The following is a 16,108-nucleotide window of genomic DNA, read 5'->3' as shown; positions in this document are numbered from 1 at the left end:
GGCGGAGGAACTTCACCCGCGGCCGGCCGCCCGGTCACCCACGCCGCGCGGCTCCGCCAGCCACATGGAGACGAGATGCCCGGCCGCAGCCTCCAGACCGGACCGCCGCGCCTGTCGCCCCGGGAGCGGCAGGTGCTGGCCCACATCGGCGCGGGGCTCACCTACCACCAGACCGCCAGGCGGCTCGGCATCAGCGTCCACACCGTCGGCACGTACCTGCGCCGCATCCGCGCCAAGCGCCCGGCCCCGACGCTCGCGGACCTGGTCCGCCTCAGCATCACCCAGGACGCGGGCCGGAGCGGCTGACGGCCGCCGGGCGGGAGCAGCGAAGAGCCCCCGGCTCCGTCGTACGGATCCGGGGGCTCTCGGGAAATGCCGTTCGCTGCTGCGGTCAGTCGGCGGTGCCGACCGGCTCGGCCTGGGCTGCGGCCGGTTCGGCGGCGCGGGCGGCCTCCGCCTTCTTGGCCTTGATCCGCATGACGACCAGCGAGCCGAGCCCGAAGAGCACGGCGGCGAGCAGGCCCAGCCAGGAGAACTTCTTCAGCCACTCCTCGGCGACCTTGCCGACGGAGTAGATCACGGCCACGGTGCCGCCGGCCCAGACGATGCCGCCGAGCACGTTGGCGATCAGGAACTTCCAGTAAGGCATCTTCAGGACGCCCGCGAGCGGGCCGGCGAAGATCCGCAGCAGGGCGATGAAGCGGCCGACGAAAACCGCCCACATGCCCCACTTCTGGAAGGACCGCTCGGCCGTGGCGACGTGGTGCGGGCCGAAGTGCTTGGGAAACTTCCGGCCGAGCCACTCCAGCAGCGGCTTGCCGCCCTTGCGGCCGATCATGTAGCCGATCGAGTCGCCGACGACGGCACCGGCGATGGCACAGGCGCCCAGCACGTACGGGTTGATGTGGTCCTGGGTCGCGGCCAGCAGGGTGGCGCTGACGAGGACGATCTCACCGGGAAGCGGGATGCCCAGGCTCTCCAGCCCGATGACCCCGCCCACCAAGAGATAGACGGCGATCGCCGGTACCGTTTCGAGCCACTCCTGGATGTGCAACGCCGGTTCCTCCCCGGTTTGACGATCTCTTCCCGGCGCGCGCCGCAGGGGCGCACGCCGGGAAGCCTACTGGAGGAGAGGACTCCCTCAGGTGCCCGCAGGTTGCGGCGGACCGGTTACTTGTTCGGCCGGAGGGTCCAGACGACCGTCATTTCGCCGGTCACGGCGCCGTCCTCGCGGGTGATCGCAATGTGGACGGGGAATTCCGGCCGGCCGCCGGCGTCCAGCTCGGCGACGACGTCGGCGGCCGGGCGGCCCAGCTCGGCGGTGGCGGTGACGGGGCCCATGGCGAGCTTCTTGTAGCCGATCTCGGCGCTGACGGCCAGCGGCACGGCGCGCGAGAGCTGGTCGCCGAAGGCGGCGAGGACGATCGCGCCGCTCGCGGACTCGGCGAGGGTGAACATGGCGCCGGCGTGCGGGCCCCCGACGTGGTTGTGGTAGTCGGGCTGGTCGGGGAGGCGGACGACGGCGCGCTCGGCGCCCGCCTCCTCGAAGACGAGGTTGAGCGTCTTGGCCATGGGCACGGTGGCCAGGAGCATGTCGCCGATCGAGGGCTGGGTGGTCTCAGACATACCCGCAAGTTACCAGCCAGTAGCTATGGCGGGAAGGGGCGGCCTCACCGATGTCACCATCTGCCTCTATGGTTATCGGCCATGTGGCCAGGACAGCAGCCGCCCGGGGGCGAGCAGAACCCGCAGGACTCGAATCCGTACAAGACGCCGGTCCCGCCGCCGGGCCCGCCCTCCGGCGCGCAGCCGGGCTACCAGCAGCCCAACCCGTACCAGCAGCCGGGCTACCCGCCGGCCGGCCCGGGGGCGAACCCCTACCAGCAGCAGCCTCCCGGCCCGCCGCAGCCCGGTCAGCCGGGCGGCGGCCCGCAGTGGCCCGCCCCGGCACCGGCCGGAGCTCCGGAGCCCCCGCGGGACAACCGCAAGCGGACCACGATCATCGCGATCAGCACTGCGGTCGCGGTGGTGGCCGCCGCGGTGATCACCGGTGTCGTCTTCCTGAAGGACGACGACAAGGAGAACGTGGCGAAGACCGACCCGACGAAGGCGCCGAGCGCGGCCGCCTCGTCGGCCGCGCCCTCCCCGTCCCAGGGCGCGAGCCAGGACCCTGCCGACAACCCGCGGGCGAACGTCGAGGTCAAGCCCGTGATCGACGGCTGGAAGGTCGTCACCAACAGCAAGCGGCACATCGCCTTCGACGTGCCTCAGGAGTGGAAGGTCGCCTCGCCGGGAACCAGCTTCGGCTTCCAGGACGAGGACGACCACTCCTTCCCGCCCAACGGCAAGGGCATCAGCATGTCCGGCGTGGCCTTCTTCAACGAGGACCGCTGCGACAAGGACGCCACCCCCGTCGCCGCGGGCACCAAGGGCGCCCAGGGCGCCAAGAGCCCGGCCGACGCAGCCGAGAACGAGGCGCTGAACTGGCTCTTCTGGGGCTTCGACCAGAAGAAGACCGGGAAGTTCAACTACTCCAAGGGCAAGGACTTCAAGAGCGACCACGGCATCACCGGAACCTCCTCCTCGGCCACGGTCACGGGAGTCGCCAAGAAGCACCAGTGCGCCACCAGCGCCAAGTCCGTGACCGTGACGTACAAGGACGTCAACGGCGACCTGGCGACGTGGTGCCTCTACAGCGCCACCGGCACCGAGGACGAGGTGCCCGACGACACCATCAAGAAGATCATGAGCTCGCTCCGGCCGCTCAAGAGTTCCTGATCCCTTGAGCTCCTGAGGTCCTTTGAGCTGCTGAGCCCCCTGGCGCCTCCCCCGTCCCGCCGCGCGGGCGCCCGGCGTCAGCCCACGCTGAACGCCCCGCCCGGCGGCTCGGGCGACCCCACGGCGTCCGCGTCGTGCACCGGCCCGGCCCCCGCGGCGAACCGCTCCAGGGCCGGGCCGTGCTCGACCCGCGCCGGGAAGGCGTCCGCGGCGGCGCGCCGGGCCAGCGCGGCGACCGGGAGTTCGGTGTGCGAGGCGACGAGGACCGCGTTGCCGAAGCGCCGGCCGCGCAGCATCGACGGCTCCGCGATCAGGCACACGTGCGCGAAGACCGCCGCGAAGGTGGCCACCTGGGAGCGGAGGAAGGCGAACGGCGCGCCGTCGGCGAGGTTCGCGGCGTAGCGGCCCCCGGGCCGCAGCACCCGCGCGGCGGCCTGCGCGTAGGACAGCGACGTGAGGTGGGCCGGCACCCGGGAGCCCCCGAAGACGTCCGCGACGATCACGTCGGCGGAGGCGGCGGGCGACGCCTCCAGCTCGCTGCGCGCGTCCCCGGCGACCACCTCGACGCCGGAGCCGTGCCGCAGCGGGAGGTGCTCGGCGACCAGGGCGATCAGCCCGCGGTCCGCCTCGACGACGCGCTGCCGGGAGCCCGGGCGGGTGGCGGCGACGTAGCGGGGCAGGGTGAGCGCCCCGCCGCCGAGGTGCAGCACGTCGAGGGGCCGGTCCGGCTCGGCGGCGGCGTCGAGGACGTGGGCGATCCGCCGGGCGTACTCGAACTCGAGGTGGGTGGGGTCGTCCAGGTCGACGTACGACTGAGGCGAGCCGTTCACCGTGAGCAGCCAGGCGTGCGGCCGGTCCACGTCGGGCATCAGCTTGGCGATGCCCCAGTCCACGTCCCGCGTCACGGGTATCGGTTCTCCTGGTTCTGTCACGCCCCTATTGTGCGTTCACGCGTGGGGTGAGGAGACCGTCCCGGTACCGACCGTGCGGCCCCCTTCGCGGACGACGAAGGCGAGGCCGGGTTCGAGGGGCACGTCCCGGTCGAGGGCGACGGTCATGGTGACGGTCTCCCCGGGCAGGGCGACGCCGGGCCCGGGGAGGTGCACGGTGCCGGGGACGTCGGCCGTCCGGACGTGGAACTGCGGGCGGTAGCCGGAGAACAGAGGGGTGTGCCGGCCGCCCTCGTCCGCCCGCAGCAGGCGGACGTCCGCGGTGAAGCGGCGGCGCGGCAGGACGCTGCCGGGGGCGGCGAGGGTGTCGCCGCGGCGCGCCTCGTGGCGGTGGAGGCCGCGGAGCAGCAGGGCGGCACGGTCGCCCGCCTGGGCGACTCCGAGCGGCCGGCCGAAGCTCTCCAGGCCGGTGACGAGGACGTCGCGGGGGCCGCCGGGCCCCAGGAGCTGGACCTGGTCGCCGAGGAGGACGGCGCCGCGCTCGACGACGCCGGTGACGGCCGTGCCGCGCCGGGCGAGGGTGAGGACGCGGTCCACGGACAGCAGGAAGGGCGCGTCCGTGTAGCGCAGGGGCGCCGGTATGTAGGTGTCGACGGCGTCGAGCAGGGCTTCGATCGCGGCGGTCCAGCGCGGGTCGCCCGCGAGCGCGCGCCGGGCCGAGACGCGGACGACGGCGGTGTGCTCGCCGTCGTAGCCGTGGGCGGTGAGCAGGGCGCGGACGTCCCGCTCGACCAGGTCGGTGTGGCCCGGCCCGCTCGCGTCGGCCTGCGTGAGGGCGACGACGAGGTGGCGCACGCCCGTCCGGCGGGCGAGCAGCAGGTGCGCGGCGGTCTGCGCCGCCGGCCCGTCCGCGGCGGAGACCGCGAGGACGGCGCCGTCGAGCCGCGCCAGCCCGGTGAGCAGGTTCTTGGTGAAGCGCGGGTCGCCGGGCAGGTCGGTGTGGGCGTAACGGCGGGTGTCGGTCTCGTAGGTGACGCGGGCGCAGGCGACGGTGCGGCCGGGGGCGGCCTGCCCGGCCTCCTCGGCGACGCGGCCGGAGGCGGGGACGGGGACGGCGCGGCGCCGGGTGGCGAGGACGTGGGTGACGGCTGCGGTGAGGGTGGTCTTGCCGTGGCGGGCATGGCCGAGGATGCCGATGTTCAGGTGCGGTTTGTGGCGCGGAAGGCCGGACGGTGGCCGGTGCATGCGGTCGATGCTCGCGCACGGTGTGCGGGGCGTCGAACGGTTTTCGCGGGTCGCGGCGGCCGGTGCCGGGGAGCGGGAGGGGGGCGGGCTGACGGCATTCGAGTGAACGTACGGGGAAGGAGAGTTCCGGCACCGCCCCGTCTTTCCGGGATGACGACCGCTTTATATCTCTGTCGGTTAGGCTCCAGCGATGTCCGAACCCGCCGTGCTCTCCCCCGGCCCCGCCGAGTCCCGCAAGCGCGCCCGGTTGCTGTCCCCGTGGTTCCGCCTGGGTCTGCTCGTGCTGCTGCTGGTCGCCGCCGGGGTCACGGTGTTCGCCCTGCGCCCGGAGCGGCTGCTCGCCGAGGGCTGGCCGCAGTTGTCGGGCGGTACGGCCGTCGTGCTGTTCTCCGCGGCGTACGGGCTGTGCACGGCGGCGTTCGTGCCGCGCCCGATCCTCAACGTGGCGGCCGGTGCGCTCTTCGGCGCCCCCGCCGGGACGGCGGCCGCCGTGGTGGGCACGGTGCTGGGTTCGGCGGCGTCCTTCGGGCTGGGCCGGCTGCTGGGGCAGGACGCGCTGCGGCCGCTGCTGCGCGGCCGGTGGCTGCGGGCGGCGGACCGGCAGCTGAGCCGGCACGCCTTCCGGTCGATGATGGCCGTCCGGCTCTTCCCGGGCGTGCCCTTCGCCGCCGCGAACTACTGCGCCGCCGTGTCCCGGATGCGGTGGACGCCGTTCCTGCTGGCGACCGCCCTGGGCAGCGCGCCCGCCACCGCTGCCTACGTGATCGCCGGCAGTCACGCGGCGACGCCGACCTCGCCGGCCTTCCTGGGGGCCATGGCGTTCATCGCGGTGACCGGGCTGGCGGCGGTGGTCGTGGCGTGGCGCAAGAAGGGCCTGACGCGGCGGCTGTCGCGTTCCTGACGGCCGGGCGCCCCTTTTCCGCCATCCGGGCGGACCGGCGCGCGCGGGCGGCTCCGGGGTGCTGTCCTGTCCTGGACAGCACCGCCCGAACGGCACCGGCCGTCCCGGACACCGAAAGGAGCCGTCTGGTGATCCCCGTCGAGCAGCTCTCCGATCCCGCCGTGCGCACGCTGGTGAGCGCCCTCAACGCGGGCGACCGCACCGCCTTCCACGAGTCCCTCGCACCGGGCGCGACGATGGCCGACGACGGCACCGACCGCAACCTCACCCAGTGGGCCGACCGCGAGATCTTCACGTCCAACGGCCACATGGACGTCGAGTCCGAGAGCGCCGACGGCCTGTCCCTCGTCGCCCGCTACCGCAACGACACGTGGGGCGAAATGCGCACCAAGTGGGACTTCACCGTCGACGGCGGAAAGGTGACCCGGTTCGAGACGGGGCAGGCCTGACCCGGCGGACGTGAGCCGACAAGCGGGCCGAGGGACCCGCAAGTCCGGCTCGTACCGTTTCGAGGCGCATTAGTGGGATGAGGTGACCCATCGCAATACCGGGAGGGTAGCGAGCTGGTCACGATTGAGGCGGAGCGGCCGTCGAGGGGTTGTTACCGAGGGTACGGTTCCCGGGTTCGTTCACACCTCACGTAACCCGATCCTCCGGGGGATGCATGCGCACCACTGCCGTCACCGCCTTCTGCTTCGTCGCCGCCATGTCGCTCGCCGCCTGCAGCAGCGAGACGAAGGCCGAGACCAAGTCAGCCGGCTCCTCGCCCTCCTCCGCCGCGGCACCCGCGGCCGGCCCCCTGGCCATGGGGAAGGGCACGGAGACCGTTGGTGCGGGCGGCGGCGGCAAGCTCGACATCACGCCCGTGAGCGTGGTGTACGCCGCCAAGACCGCGACCGACAAGCCCTCGCGCGGCCTGTACGCCGTGGTCGCGGTGCAGGAGCGCCCCCTGACGGACACGGCCGCCGCGGAGACCACGCCGACCGAGAAGGGCGGCTGGCAGTGGATAGCCAACGACGGCCAGGCCGTCGACAGCGAGGCCAACGTCTTCCTGCCCGGCTTCGACGCGGGCGGCCCCATCCGGGCCGGCGCCACCCAGGTCCGCGCCCGCACCTTCGACATCGCCGCGGCGCAGCGCGGCGGCACCCTCACGTACACCGACGGCGAGGGCAAGACCTTCCGCTGGCAGATCCCGGCCCAGGACTCCGGGCCTCAGGTGCCCCAGGTCAAGAAGGCCCTGGCGGGCTGACCGCCGGGCCGGGCCGGCGGCCCGGCGCTCCGGATGCGCGCCGCCGCCCTTCGGCGCAGGCTGGTGCCCATGGGCACGAGACTGCCGCCCCGGGCGGCGCGCGTTGCGGCCCGGGGCCCGGTCCGGCCCGGCGCGGGGAGAGCGGCCGTGGCCCTCGCGGCGGCGGCCGCCGTGGCAGTGGCGGGTGCGGCCTGCGGAGGGTCCGGGCACGCCGGCGCCACGATCACGCTCCCGGGCGGTCCCTCGGTCTCGCCGCAGTCCCGTACGGCCTCGTTCGGGGACACCTACGCGTACCACGACGGCCTCAAGGTGACGGTGTCCGACCCGGGGACGTTCACGCCCAGCGGCACGGCCCTCGGCCACCAAGCGGGCAACCGGGCGGTCAAGTTCACCGTCAGCGTCACGAACGGCACCAAGCACCCCCTGGACACCGCGGGCGTCCTGGTCACCGTGGAGTCCGGCGACAAGGCCGACCGGGCGCAGCAGATCTTCGACAGCGCGAGCGGCGTCGGCACGCCCTTCACCGGGAACCTGGAGCCGGAGCGGTCGGGGAAGACGACGTTCGCCTTCGACGTTCCGCCGGCCGGCCTGGCCCGGGTGAACGTCGCGGTGCGCCCCGGTTTCGGCCAGGACCACGCAACCGTCCACTGGGCGGGCCCGGTCCACTGACGCTGACGCTCCCTCAGGGCAGCCCGGGCCGTTGATCCACCCGGCCGCCGGCCGGCGTGCGTGCGCGGCTAGGGTGGCGGCTGCGGCGCGGCGGCTCATCTCCGGGAACCTGCCCGGACCCTCGTCCGGGAACGTGAGCCCGCCGCGACGGCGGAGCACCGCGACGGCGCGAGCCCGGCGGACTGCACAGCCACCGCAACCGGCGCGTTCGTCCCGATCCGCCGGAAGGCACAAGGCACGGTGGGAGACACTTTGATCGTCGTGGACGCCTCCGCCCTCGTCCTGGCACTCGCCGACGACGGACCGCGGGGCGAGAGCGCCCGCGCCGCGCTCGCGGCGGACGCCGAGTGGGCCGCTCCGGAACACCTCCTGGTGGAAGTGATGCAGTCGCTGCGCGGCATGTACCTGGCCGGGCAGGTGACTGCCGAGCGGGTGGCCGAGGTCGCCGGGCGGCTGCCGGGCCTGACGCTGCGCAAGGTGCCCGTGGAGCCGCTGCTGGGCCGGATGTGGCAGCTGAAGGACAACCTCACGCCGGACGACGCGGCCTACGTCGCCGTCGCCGAGGAGCTGGGGGCGACGCTCGTGACGGCCGACCTGCGCCTGCTGCGCGCCACCGGGCCGCGCTGCCCGATCCGGGGCATCACCGACGCGGCCGGCACCGCCGCCGCGCCGGGCCGCGCCTGACGGGATCCGGCCCGTCCGCGGGCCGCGGGCCGCCGTCCCGCCCCGCTCCGCCATCCCTCCACCGTCCAGTGAAAGGGGCACGATGACCACCACCGACGACGCCGTACTGCTGCGCCGGGAGGGGCGCGTGGGCCGCATCACGCTCAACCGGCCCCGGGCGCTCAACGCCCTCACCCACGCCATGGTCCGCCGCATCGCCGGCGCCCTGGACGCGTGGGAGCACGACGCCGGAGTGACCGCCGTGGTGCTCGACGGCTCCGGTGAGCGCGGTCTGTGCGCGGGCGGCGACGTCCGGGCCGTCCACGACGACGTCCGCGCCGGGGGCGGCGCGGCCGCCCGGGAGTTCTGGCGCGACGAGTACCGGCTCAACGCCCGCATCGCGGCCTATCCCAAGCCGTACGTGGCCCTCATGGACGGGCTGGTGATGGGCGGCGGGGTCGGCCTGTCGGCGCACGGCGGCGTACGGGTCGTCACCGAGCGGTCCTCGGTGGCCATGCCCGAGACCGGCATCGGCTTCGCGCCCGACGTCGGCGGCACGTACCTCCTCTCCCGGGCCCCGGGCGAACTGGGCACGCACCTCGCCCTGACCACCGCGCGCATGGGTGCGGGCGACGCGCTGCACGCCGGGTTCGCCGACCACTTCGTGCCGGCCGGACGGCTGGCGGAGTTCACCGCCGCGCTGGCGGACTCCGGCCCGGACGAGGCCGTACGGGCGTTCGCGGCCCCGGCCCCCGCCTCCGCGCTCGCCGCGCACCAAGGCTGGATCGACCACTGCTACGCCGCAGGCACGGTGGAGGAGATCCTCGGCCGGCTGACGGAGTGCGGGGAGGGCGGGGTGACCGAGGCCAAGGAGGCGGCCGAGGCGATCCTCGGCAAGTCCCCCACGGCCCTCAAGGTCACGCTCGGCGCGCTGCGCCGCGCGCGCCTGCTGCCCGGGCTGCCCGCCGTGCTGGAGCAGGAGTTCCGGGTGATGTGCGCGTCCCTGGCCGACCCCGACCTGCTGGAAGGCATCCGCGCGCAGGTCGTGGACAAGGACCGCAGGCCGCGGTGGCAGCCGGCCGCGCTGGAGGACGTGACCGACGAGGACGTGGCACGGCACTTCGCGCCGGCGGACGGGCCCGGCCTCGGCCTCTAGCCGCCCCTCCCCGCCCGCCGCCTACGTGCCGAACAGCTGCGTCCAGTACGTGCCCGCGCTGCTGCCGGTGGCGTAGCCGACGCCGATGTGCGCGAAGTCCGGTTTGAGGATGTTGGCGCGGTGGCCGGGGCTGTCCATCCAGCCCCGGACGACCTCCGGCGCGCTGCGCTGCCCGCAGGCGATGTTCTCGCCGATCCCCGGGTGCGGCGCTCCCGCGGCCCGCGCCCGGTCCCAGGGCTCGCTCCCCTCGGGCGAGGTGTGCGCGTAGAAGCCGCGGGCGACCATGTCGTCGCTGTGGGCTTGTGCGGCGGCGGCCAGCCGGGCGTCGGGGGCCAGTGGGCGCAGGCCGGCCGCGGCGCGCTCGGCGTTGGTGAGCGCGATGACCTCGGCGGTCAGCCGCGCCAGGCCCGCGGGAGTCAGGGGGGCGGCCCACAGAACCGTCCAGTAGACGTCCCCGCCGGGGCCGCTCACGTGGGCCGCGCCGGTGTGCACGACGGCCGGGTCGCGGAACGGCCGCGCGCGCTCGGGGTCGGCGAGGCAGTAGGCCACGAACTCGGCGGGGGTGCGCGGCCCGGACACGAGGTGCTCGGCGACGGTCAGGCAGCGGTAGCCGGCCGCGGCCACCCGCTGGAAGAGCGAGGTGCCGTCCGGGCTCCCGGCAGCGAGGCGGCCGTGCGCGGCCATGTCCGCGGCATGCGCGCGGGCTGCGGCGGCCAGGCGGTGGTCGGCGGTCACCGGCGGCAGCCCGGCCGCGGCCCGCTCGGCGTTCACGAGGGCGGTGAAGGCGTCGGCGCCGTCCGGGCCGCCGTGCGCCCCGTGCGCGTCAGCATCCCCGTAAGGCCGGGCGGCCGCAGGTCCGGGGCGCTGCCCCGACGCCCCGGAGTCCGTGCCGTCGTCGGCCACGTCCACGCCGAAGTCCCTGGCCACGCCCGCGAGTCCGTCCGCGTACCCCTGACCCAGGGCCCGTATCTTCCAGCCGGTGCCGCGCCGGTAGAGCTCGGCGAGCAGCAGCACGGTCTCCGGTCCGGGGCGCGGCGGCACGAACCGGGCCAGGACCCCGCCGCCGCTTCCGGCGACGGTCAGGACCGGTACGGGCAGGGCCCCGAGCCGCGTGCCGGGGGCCGCCGGGCTGACCACGACCGTGACCCGCGCCGCGCCGTGCCGCAGGCCGCGCGGGTCGACGGTGACGGTGTCGCCCGCGAGCCGGGCGCCGGGTGCGGCCGGCTGGTTGTAGAAGACGAAGTCGCCGTCCCCGGCGACCTTTCCGCTCTCGCCGGTAACGATGACCGACAGGTCGAAGGGCCCGGGCACGCGGAGGGAGAGCGCGCCGTCGGGCAGGGTGGCGTTGCCTCCGGCGACCAGGTCGTTCATCGCGGCTCCTCCGAACGCGGCCGCGGTCCGGCCGGTGCCGTGGAGAACGTGCGGTACGACCGGGAGGTTCCCTCAGCCCTCGGAGGGGCCGTGGCGGAACGCCTCCAGCAACCGCTCCGCCGCCAGCCCCGCCGGCAACGTGCCCTCGCGGACCCGCTGTTCGATGCCCGGCCCGGCCGCCCGCACGGCGGGGTGGTGACGCAGCTCGTCCATGAGCTGCTCGCGGACCATCGTCCAGACCCAGTCGACCTGCTGCTCGCGCCGGCGGGCGGCCAGCGCGCCCGTGGTCTCCATGACCCGCCGGTGCTGCTCCAGCCGCTCCCAGACGGTGTCCAGGCCCGTGGACTCCCGGGCGCTGCACGTCAGCACGGGCGGGTTCCACGCGGCGTCCGGCGGCTGCAACAGGCGCAGGGCGCCCGCGAGTTCACGGGCGGCGGCCTTGGCGTCGCGCTCGTGCGGGCCGTCGGCCTTGTTGACGGCGACGAGGTCGGCCAGTTCGAGGACGCCCTTCTTGATGCCCTGGAGCTGGTCGCCGGTGCGGGCGAGGGTGAGCATGAGGAAGCTGTCGACCATGTCGGCGACGGCGGTCTCGGACTGGCCGACGCCGACGGTCTCCACGAGCACCACGTCGTAGCCCGCGGCCTCCATCACCACGATGGTCTCGCGGGTGGCCCGGGCCACCCCGCCGAGGGTGCCGGCGGTGGGCGAGGGCCGGACGAACGCGGCGGGGTCGACGGCCAGCCGCTCCATGCGGGTCTTGTCGCCGAGGATGCTGCCGCCGGTCCGGCTGGAGGACGGGTCGACGGCGAGGACCGCGACGCGGTGGCCGAGGCCGGTCAGCATCGTGCCGAAGGCGTCGATGAAGGTGGACTTGCCGACGCCCGGCACGCCGGTGATGCCGATCCGCCGGGCCGCCCCCGCGTGCGGGAGCAGCTCCGTCAGCATCCGCTGGGCGAGCGCCCGGTGTTCGGCCCGGGTGGACTCGACGAGCGTGATGGCGCGGGCGACGACCGCCCGCTTGCCGTCGAGCACACCTTTGACGTAGGCGTCGAGGTCGATCGTCCGTGCCATCGGGGCAGCAGCCTCACAGTTCGTGGCCGAGGACCCCTGCGAGGGTCTTCAGCAGGTCGTGGGCGGCGTCCGGGATGACCGTGCCGGGCGGGAAGACCGCGGCGGCGCCCATCTCCAGGAGCGCGGGGACGTCCTGCGGCGGGATGACGCCCCCGACGACGATCATGATGTCGTCGCGGCCCTGTTCCGCCAGCTGCTCGCGCAGCGCCGGTACGAGCGTGAGGTGGCCGGCGGCCAGCGAGGAGACGCCGACGATGTGCACGTCGGCCTCGACCGCCTGCCGGGCGACCTCCTCGGGCGTCTGGAAGAGCGGGCCGACGTCGACGTCGAAGCCGAGGTCGGCGAAGGCGGTGGCGATGACCTTCTGGCCGCGGTCGTGGCCGTCCTGGCCCATCTTGGCGACGAGGATGCGCGGGCGGCGGCCGTCCTCCCGCTCGAACGCCTCGACCAGGGCGCGGGTGCGCTCCACTCCGGACGACGGGCCGGCCTCTTCGCGGTACACACCGGAGATCGTACGGATCTGCCCGGCGTGCCGCCCGTAGACCTTCTCCAGTGCGTCGGAGATCTCACCGACGGTGGCCTTGGCGCGGGCGGCGTTCACGGCGAGGGCCAGCAGGTTGCCTTCGAGGCCCTGGCCGGAGCCCGCCTCGGCGGCGCGGGTCAGCGCGTGCAGGGCGTCCCGGCAGGCCGCCTCGTCGCGCTCGGCGCGCAGCCGCCGCAGCTTCTCGATCTGCTGGGCGCGCACCGAGGAGTTGTCGACCTTGAGGACCTCGATCTGCTCGTCGCTGTCGACCCGGTACTTGTTGACGCCGATGACGGGCTGGCGGCCGGAGTCGATGCGGGCCTGGGTGCGGGCCGCGGCCTCCTCGACGCGCAGCTTGGGGATGCCCGCGTCGATGGCCTGGGCCATGCCGCCGGCGGCCTCGACCTCCTCGATGTGCTGCCAGGCGCGGCGCGCGAGGTCGTGGGTGAGCCGCTCGACGTAGGCGCTGCCGCCCCACGGGTCGATGACCCGGCAGGTCCCGGACTCCTGCTGCAGCAGCAGCTGGGTGTTGCGGGCGATGCGGGCGGAGAAGTCGGTGGGCAGGGCGAGGGCCTCGTCCAGGGCGTTGGTGTGCAGCGACTGGGTGTGGCCCTGGGTCGCGGCCATGGCCTCGACGCAGGTGCGGGCCACGTTGTTGAAGACGTCCTGCGCCGTCAGCGACCAGCCCGAGGTCTGCGAATGGGTGCGCAGCGACAGGGACTTGGCGTTCTGCGGCTCGAAGCGCTTGACGAGCCGGGCCCACAGCAGGCGGGCGGCGCGCAGCTTGGCGATCTCCATGAAGAAGTTCATGCCGATCGCCCAGAAGAAGGAGAGCCGGGGCGCGAACGCGTCCACGTCCAGGCCGGCTCCGATGCCCGCCTTGAGGTACTCCACGCCGTCGGCGAGGGTGTAGGCGAGCTCCAGGTCGGCCGTGGCCCCGGCCTCCTGGATGTGGTAGCCGGAGATGGAGATGGAGTTGTAGCGGGGCATCTTCTGCGAGGTGTACGCGAAGATGTCCGAGATGATCCGCATCGAGGGCCGGGGCGGATAGATGTAGGTGTTGCGGACCATGAACTCCTTGAGGATGTCGTTCTGGATGGTCCCGGCCAGCTTCTCGGGCGGTACGCCCTGCTCCTCGGCGGCGACGATGTAGAGCGCGAGGACGGGCAGCACGGCGCCGTTCATCGTCATCGACACGCTCATGCGGTCGAGCGGGATGCCGTCGAAGAGCTGCCGCATGTCGTAGATGGAGTCGATGGCGACGCCCGCCATGCCGACGTCGCCGGTGACGCGCGGGTGGTCGCTGTCGTAGCCGCGGTGGGTCGGCAGGTCGAAGGCGACGGACAGGCCCTTCTGACCGGCCGCCAGGTTGCGCCGGTAGAAGGCATTGGACTCCTCGGCGGTGGAGAAGCCCGCGTACTGCCGGATCGTCCAGGGCTGGTTGACGTACATCGTCGGGTACGGGCCGCGCAGGTAGGGCGCGATGCCCGGGTACGTGCCGAGGAAGTCGAGCCCCTGCAGGTCGTCGGCGGTGTAGAGGGGCTTGACGCCGATGCCCTCGGGGGTCTCCCAGACGAGGTCCTCGGCGCTCTTGCCGGTGGCCTCCTTCAGGGCCGCGCGCCACTGGCCGGGGTCGGCGGGGGCGGCGTTCGCCGGGCCCAGGCCGATGCCGGAGAAGTCGGGGACCGGGGAAGGCGGCATCACACGACTCCCATGCTGTCGAGGACGGAGGACAGGACGGCGACGGCGTCGCCGCCGGCGAAGACGAACTCGTCGACCCCGGCCCGCAGATACGCCTCCCGCTGCTCGCCGCCGGGCTTCCCGGCGAGGAAGACCCGCTGCGCGCCCGCGGACTTGAGGGCGGCGGCGACGGCTTCGGCCTGCTCGGCGTAGAGCTTGTCGCTGGAGCAGAGGCAGGCCACGGCGGCACCGCTGCGGGCGAACGCCTCGGCGGCGGAGCCGGCGTCGACCGTGGCGGGGTCGTGCACGGGCTCGATGCCGCCGGCCTGGAAGAGGTTGGCGGCGAACGTGGCCCGGCCGGTGTGGGCGGCCGCGGGGCCGAGGGCGGCGAGGAAGACGCGCGGGCGGGCGCCGGTCGCGGCCAGGTGGGCGTCGGAGCGGGACCGCAGCGCCTCGTAGGCCTCGTCGCGCCGGACCCGGGGCAGGCCGCCGCCGGGGACAGCGGGCGCGGGCTCGCGCCGCAGCGGCTGCTCGCCGAGGTTCGGGAACTCGCTGACGCCGGTGACCGGTTCGCGGCGGGTGGCCAGGTCGGCGGAGCGGCGGGCCCAGGTGGCGGCGAGCCGCTCGGCCACCAGGCCGGAGCGCAGGGCCGCGGCCTGGCCGCCGGCGCGCTCCAGCTCCTGGAACCAGGCCCAGGCGGCGTGCGCGAGCTCGTCGGTGAGCGCCTCGACGTACCAGGAGCCGCCCGCGGGGTCGATGACCCGCGCCAGGTGGGACTCCTCCAGCAGCACCGATGAGGTGTTGCGGGCGATGCGGCGGGCGAAGGCGTCGGGCAGGCCGGCGGCCTCGTCGAAGGGCAGGACGGTGACGGCGTCCGCGCCGCCCACGCCCGCGCCGAGGCAGGCGACGGTGGTGCGGAGCATGTTCACCCACGGGTCCCGGCGGGTCATCATCACCGTGGAGGTGACCGCGTGCTGGCGCTGCGCGGCGCTCGCGGCGCCGGCGCCGACGACCTCGGCGACGCGGGCCCACAGCCTGCGGGCGGCGCGGAGTTTGGCGATGGTGAGGAACTGGTCGGCCGTGGCCGCGTAGCGGAACTCCAGCTGGGCGCAGGCCTGGTCGGCCGTCAGACCGGCGGCCGTGAGCGTACGCAGGTAGGCGACGCCGGTGGCGAGGGAGCAGCCGAGCTCCTCGGCCGCGGACCCGCCGGCCTCGTGGTACGGCAGGGCGTCGACGGTCAGGGCGCGCAAGCCCGGGCGGCCGTCGGCGCACAGCGCGGCAAGGCCGGCCGCGGCGGCCAGGGACTCGTCGAGGCCGGGTTCGCCGCCGGTGCGGGCCAGGGTGCCGAGCGGGTCGGCGCCGAGGTTGCCGAGGGCAGCGCGGGGGGCGATGCCGCGCTCGTCGTACAGGCGCAGCAGCTCCCGGGCGGCCGCCTCGAAGTCCGCGCCCGCGTCGAGGACGACGGGGGCGAGGTCGAGGTAGACGCCGTCGAGGGCGGTGGTGATGCCGTCGGCGGGGACGCCTGCGGGGCCGACGGTCAGCCACAGGGAGGTGACGCCGTTCTCCAGGTCGGCGAGCACCGCCTCGTTGGCCTGCCGGGGGTCCGGGTGGGCGTGGCGCTGGCGCACGTCCCAGCCGGTCGCGGCCGTCCCCTCGGGCCGGCCGCCGCGGACGAACGGGGGGAAGCCCGGGTAGCCGGGCACGCCGGGGGCGTCGTCGGCGGTGTAGAGCGGGCCGGTTACGAGCCCGTCCTGGAGTTCGGTGGCGAGCACCGCTTCGGCAGCCGGGCCGGATGCGTCAGCCGCGCCCGCTTTGCGCAGTACGCCCTCCACCAGGCGCTGCCACTGCTCGCGGGTGGGGTCCGGGAACTCGGCGGCCAGGGGGAAGCCTTCGTCAGGCAGGACCGTCATGG

16 protein-coding genes are annotated in these 16,108 nt (G+C 74.6%); 8 read left to right on the top strand and 8 right to left on the bottom strand.

Annotated elements, in window-relative coordinates:
• The first annotated feature begins 75 nt into the window (after nt 1-75).
• Nucleotides 76-306, top strand: coding sequence for a response regulator transcription factor (locus tag ACFZCD_RS00340; RefSeq protein WP_391826264.1), 231 nt, complete (start codon nt 76-78; stop codon nt 304-306).
• Between the two features lie 85 nt (nt 307-391).
• Here the strand turns inward: ACFZCD_RS00340 and ACFZCD_RS00335 are convergent, their stop codons facing one another.
• On the bottom strand, nt 392-1,054 hold the full coding sequence (locus ACFZCD_RS00335) for a DedA family protein (RefSeq protein WP_391826262.1): 663 nt from the start codon (nt 1,052-1,054) through the stop codon (nt 392-394).
• A gap of 116 nt (nt 1,055-1,170) precedes the next feature.
• A complete protein-coding gene (locus tag ACFZCD_RS00330) occupies nt 1,171-1,626 on the bottom strand; it encodes a DUF4442 domain-containing protein (protein ID WP_391826260.1) in 456 nt (151 codons plus the stop codon).
• Between the two features lie 81 nt (nt 1,627-1,707).
• On the opposite strand from ACFZCD_RS00330, the gene ACFZCD_RS00325 reads away from it, so the two are divergent.
• Nucleotides 1,708-2,778, top strand: coding sequence for a hypothetical protein (locus tag ACFZCD_RS00325; protein WP_391826258.1), 1,071 nt, complete (start codon nt 1,708-1,710; stop codon nt 2,776-2,778).
• Nucleotides 2,779-2,855: 77 nt separating this feature from the next.
• On the opposite strand, the gene ACFZCD_RS00320 is transcribed toward ACFZCD_RS00325, so the two are convergent.
• Nucleotides 2,856-3,647 carry a spermidine synthase gene (locus ACFZCD_RS00320; RefSeq protein ID WP_391827894.1) on the bottom strand — a complete coding sequence of 264 codons (792 nt, stop codon included), beginning with the start codon at nt 3,645-3,647 and terminating at the stop codon, nt 2,856-2,858.
• A 78-nt stretch (nt 3,648-3,725) separates the two neighbouring features.
• Nucleotides 3,726-4,913 carry a GTP-binding protein gene (locus ACFZCD_RS00315; RefSeq protein ID WP_391826256.1) on the bottom strand — a complete coding sequence of 396 codons (1,188 nt, stop codon included), beginning with the start codon at nt 4,911-4,913 and terminating at the stop codon, nt 3,726-3,728.
• Nucleotides 4,914-5,103: 190 nt separating this feature from the next.
• On the opposite strand from ACFZCD_RS00315, the gene ACFZCD_RS00310 reads away from it, so the two are divergent.
• From ACFZCD_RS00310 to ACFZCD_RS00285, 6 genes are all read left to right on the top strand, one after another.
• The gene (locus ACFZCD_RS00310; RefSeq protein WP_391826254.1) at nt 5,104-5,814 is read left to right on the top strand and encodes a TVP38/TMEM64 family protein; all 711 of its coding nucleotides are present in this window, start codon (nt 5,104-5,106) and stop codon (nt 5,812-5,814) included.
• Between the two features lie 125 nt (nt 5,815-5,939).
• On the top strand, nt 5,940-6,263 hold the full coding sequence (locus ACFZCD_RS00305) for a nuclear transport factor 2 family protein (protein WP_391827892.1): 324 nt from the start codon (nt 5,940-5,942) through the stop codon (nt 6,261-6,263).
• Nucleotides 6,264-6,478: 215 nt separating this feature from the next.
• On the top strand, nt 6,479-7,063 hold the full coding sequence (locus ACFZCD_RS00300) for a hypothetical protein (protein WP_391826252.1): 585 nt from the start codon (nt 6,479-6,481) through the stop codon (nt 7,061-7,063).
• A 69-nt stretch (nt 7,064-7,132) separates the two neighbouring features.
• Nucleotides 7,133-7,732 (top strand): hypothetical protein, encoded by a 600-nt coding sequence (locus ACFZCD_RS00295; protein WP_391826250.1) that lies wholly within the window; start codon nt 7,133-7,135, stop codon nt 7,730-7,732.
• 240 nt (nt 7,733-7,972) lie between these two features.
• The gene (locus tag ACFZCD_RS00290; RefSeq protein WP_391826248.1) at nt 7,973-8,416 is read left to right on the top strand and encodes a type II toxin-antitoxin system VapC family toxin; all 444 of its coding nucleotides are present in this window, start codon (nt 7,973-7,975) and stop codon (nt 8,414-8,416) included.
• An 82-nt stretch (nt 8,417-8,498) separates the two neighbouring features.
• Nucleotides 8,499-9,551: an enoyl-CoA hydratase/isomerase family protein gene (locus ACFZCD_RS00285; RefSeq protein ID WP_391826246.1), complete on the top strand. Its 1,053-nt coding sequence runs from the start codon at nt 8,499-8,501 to the stop codon at nt 9,549-9,551.
• Nucleotides 9,552-9,572: 21 nt separating this feature from the next.
• Here the strand turns inward: ACFZCD_RS00285 and ACFZCD_RS00280 are convergent, their stop codons facing one another.
• From ACFZCD_RS00280 to mutA, 4 genes are all read right to left on the bottom strand, one after another.
• Nucleotides 9,573-10,922, bottom strand: coding sequence for a CAP domain-containing protein (locus ACFZCD_RS00280; protein ID WP_391826244.1), 1,350 nt, complete (start codon nt 10,920-10,922; stop codon nt 9,573-9,575).
• A gap of 72 nt (nt 10,923-10,994) precedes the next feature.
• The gene (gene meaB / locus ACFZCD_RS00275; protein ID WP_391826242.1) at nt 10,995-11,993 is read right to left on the bottom strand and encodes a methylmalonyl Co-A mutase-associated GTPase MeaB; all 999 of its coding nucleotides are present in this window, start codon (nt 11,991-11,993) and stop codon (nt 10,995-10,997) included.
• 13 nt (nt 11,994-12,006) lie between these two features.
• The gene (gene scpA, locus ACFZCD_RS00270; RefSeq protein ID WP_391826240.1) at nt 12,007-14,217 is read right to left on the bottom strand and encodes a methylmalonyl-CoA mutase; all 2,211 of its coding nucleotides are present in this window, start codon (nt 14,215-14,217) and stop codon (nt 12,007-12,009) included.
• Nucleotides 14,217-16,106, bottom strand: coding sequence for a methylmalonyl-CoA mutase small subunit (gene mutA / locus ACFZCD_RS00265; protein WP_391826238.1), 1,890 nt, complete (start codon nt 16,104-16,106; stop codon nt 14,217-14,219). Before mutA ends, scpA begins: the two co-directional genes overlap by 1 nt.
• Nucleotides 16,107-16,108: the final 2 nt, after the last annotated feature.

The organism is Streptomyces sp. NPDC008001, assembly GCF_042958085.1.
Taxonomy (GTDB): Bacteria; Actinomycetota; Actinomycetes; order Streptomycetales; family Streptomycetaceae; genus Streptomyces.
Note: the sequence above shows the minus strand (reverse complement) of the source record. Positions and strands in the feature narration are given on the sequence as shown.

Bases quoted from the DNA above. Each gene is read 5' to 3' on its own strand.
- ACFZCD_RS00340 (WP_391826264.1), top strand. From the start codon at position 76: ATGCCCGGCCGCAGCCTCCAGACCGGACCGCCGCGCCTGTCGCCCCGG.
- ACFZCD_RS00330 (WP_391826260.1), bottom strand. From the start codon at position 1,626: ATGTCTGAGACCACCCAGCCCTCGATCGGCGACATGCTCCTGGCCACC.
- ACFZCD_RS00325 (WP_391826258.1), top strand. From the start codon at position 1,708: ATGTGGCCAGGACAGCAGCCGCCCGGGGGCGAGCAGAACCCGCAGGAC.
- ACFZCD_RS00320 (WP_391827894.1), bottom strand. From the start codon at position 3,647: ATGCCCGACGTGGACCGGCCGCACGCCTGGCTGCTCACGGTGAACGGC.
- ACFZCD_RS00315 (WP_391826256.1), bottom strand. From the start codon at position 4,913: ATGCACCGGCCACCGTCCGGCCTTCCGCGCCACAAACCGCACCTGAAC.
- ACFZCD_RS00310 (WP_391826254.1), top strand. From the start codon at position 5,104: ATGTCCGAACCCGCCGTGCTCTCCCCCGGCCCCGCCGAGTCCCGCAAG.
- ACFZCD_RS00300 (WP_391826252.1), top strand. From the start codon at position 6,479: ATGCGCACCACTGCCGTCACCGCCTTCTGCTTCGTCGCCGCCATGTCG.
- ACFZCD_RS00295 (WP_391826250.1), top strand. From the start codon at position 7,133: ATGGGCACGAGACTGCCGCCCCGGGCGGCGCGCGTTGCGGCCCGGGGC.
- ACFZCD_RS00285 (WP_391826246.1), top strand. From the start codon at position 8,499: ATGACCACCACCGACGACGCCGTACTGCTGCGCCGGGAGGGGCGCGTG.
- ACFZCD_RS00280 (WP_391826244.1), bottom strand. From the start codon at position 10,922: ATGAACGACCTGGTCGCCGGAGGCAACGCCACCCTGCCCGACGGCGCG.
- meaB (WP_391826242.1), bottom strand. From the start codon at position 11,993: ATGGCACGGACGATCGACCTCGACGCCTACGTCAAAGGTGTGCTCGAC.
- scpA (WP_391826240.1), bottom strand. From the start codon at position 14,217: ATGCCGCCTTCCCCGGTCCCCGACTTCTCCGGCATCGGCCTGGGCCCG.
- mutA (WP_391826238.1), bottom strand. From the start codon at position 16,106: ATGACGGTCCTGCCTGACGAAGGCTTCCCCCTGGCCGCCGAGTTCCCG.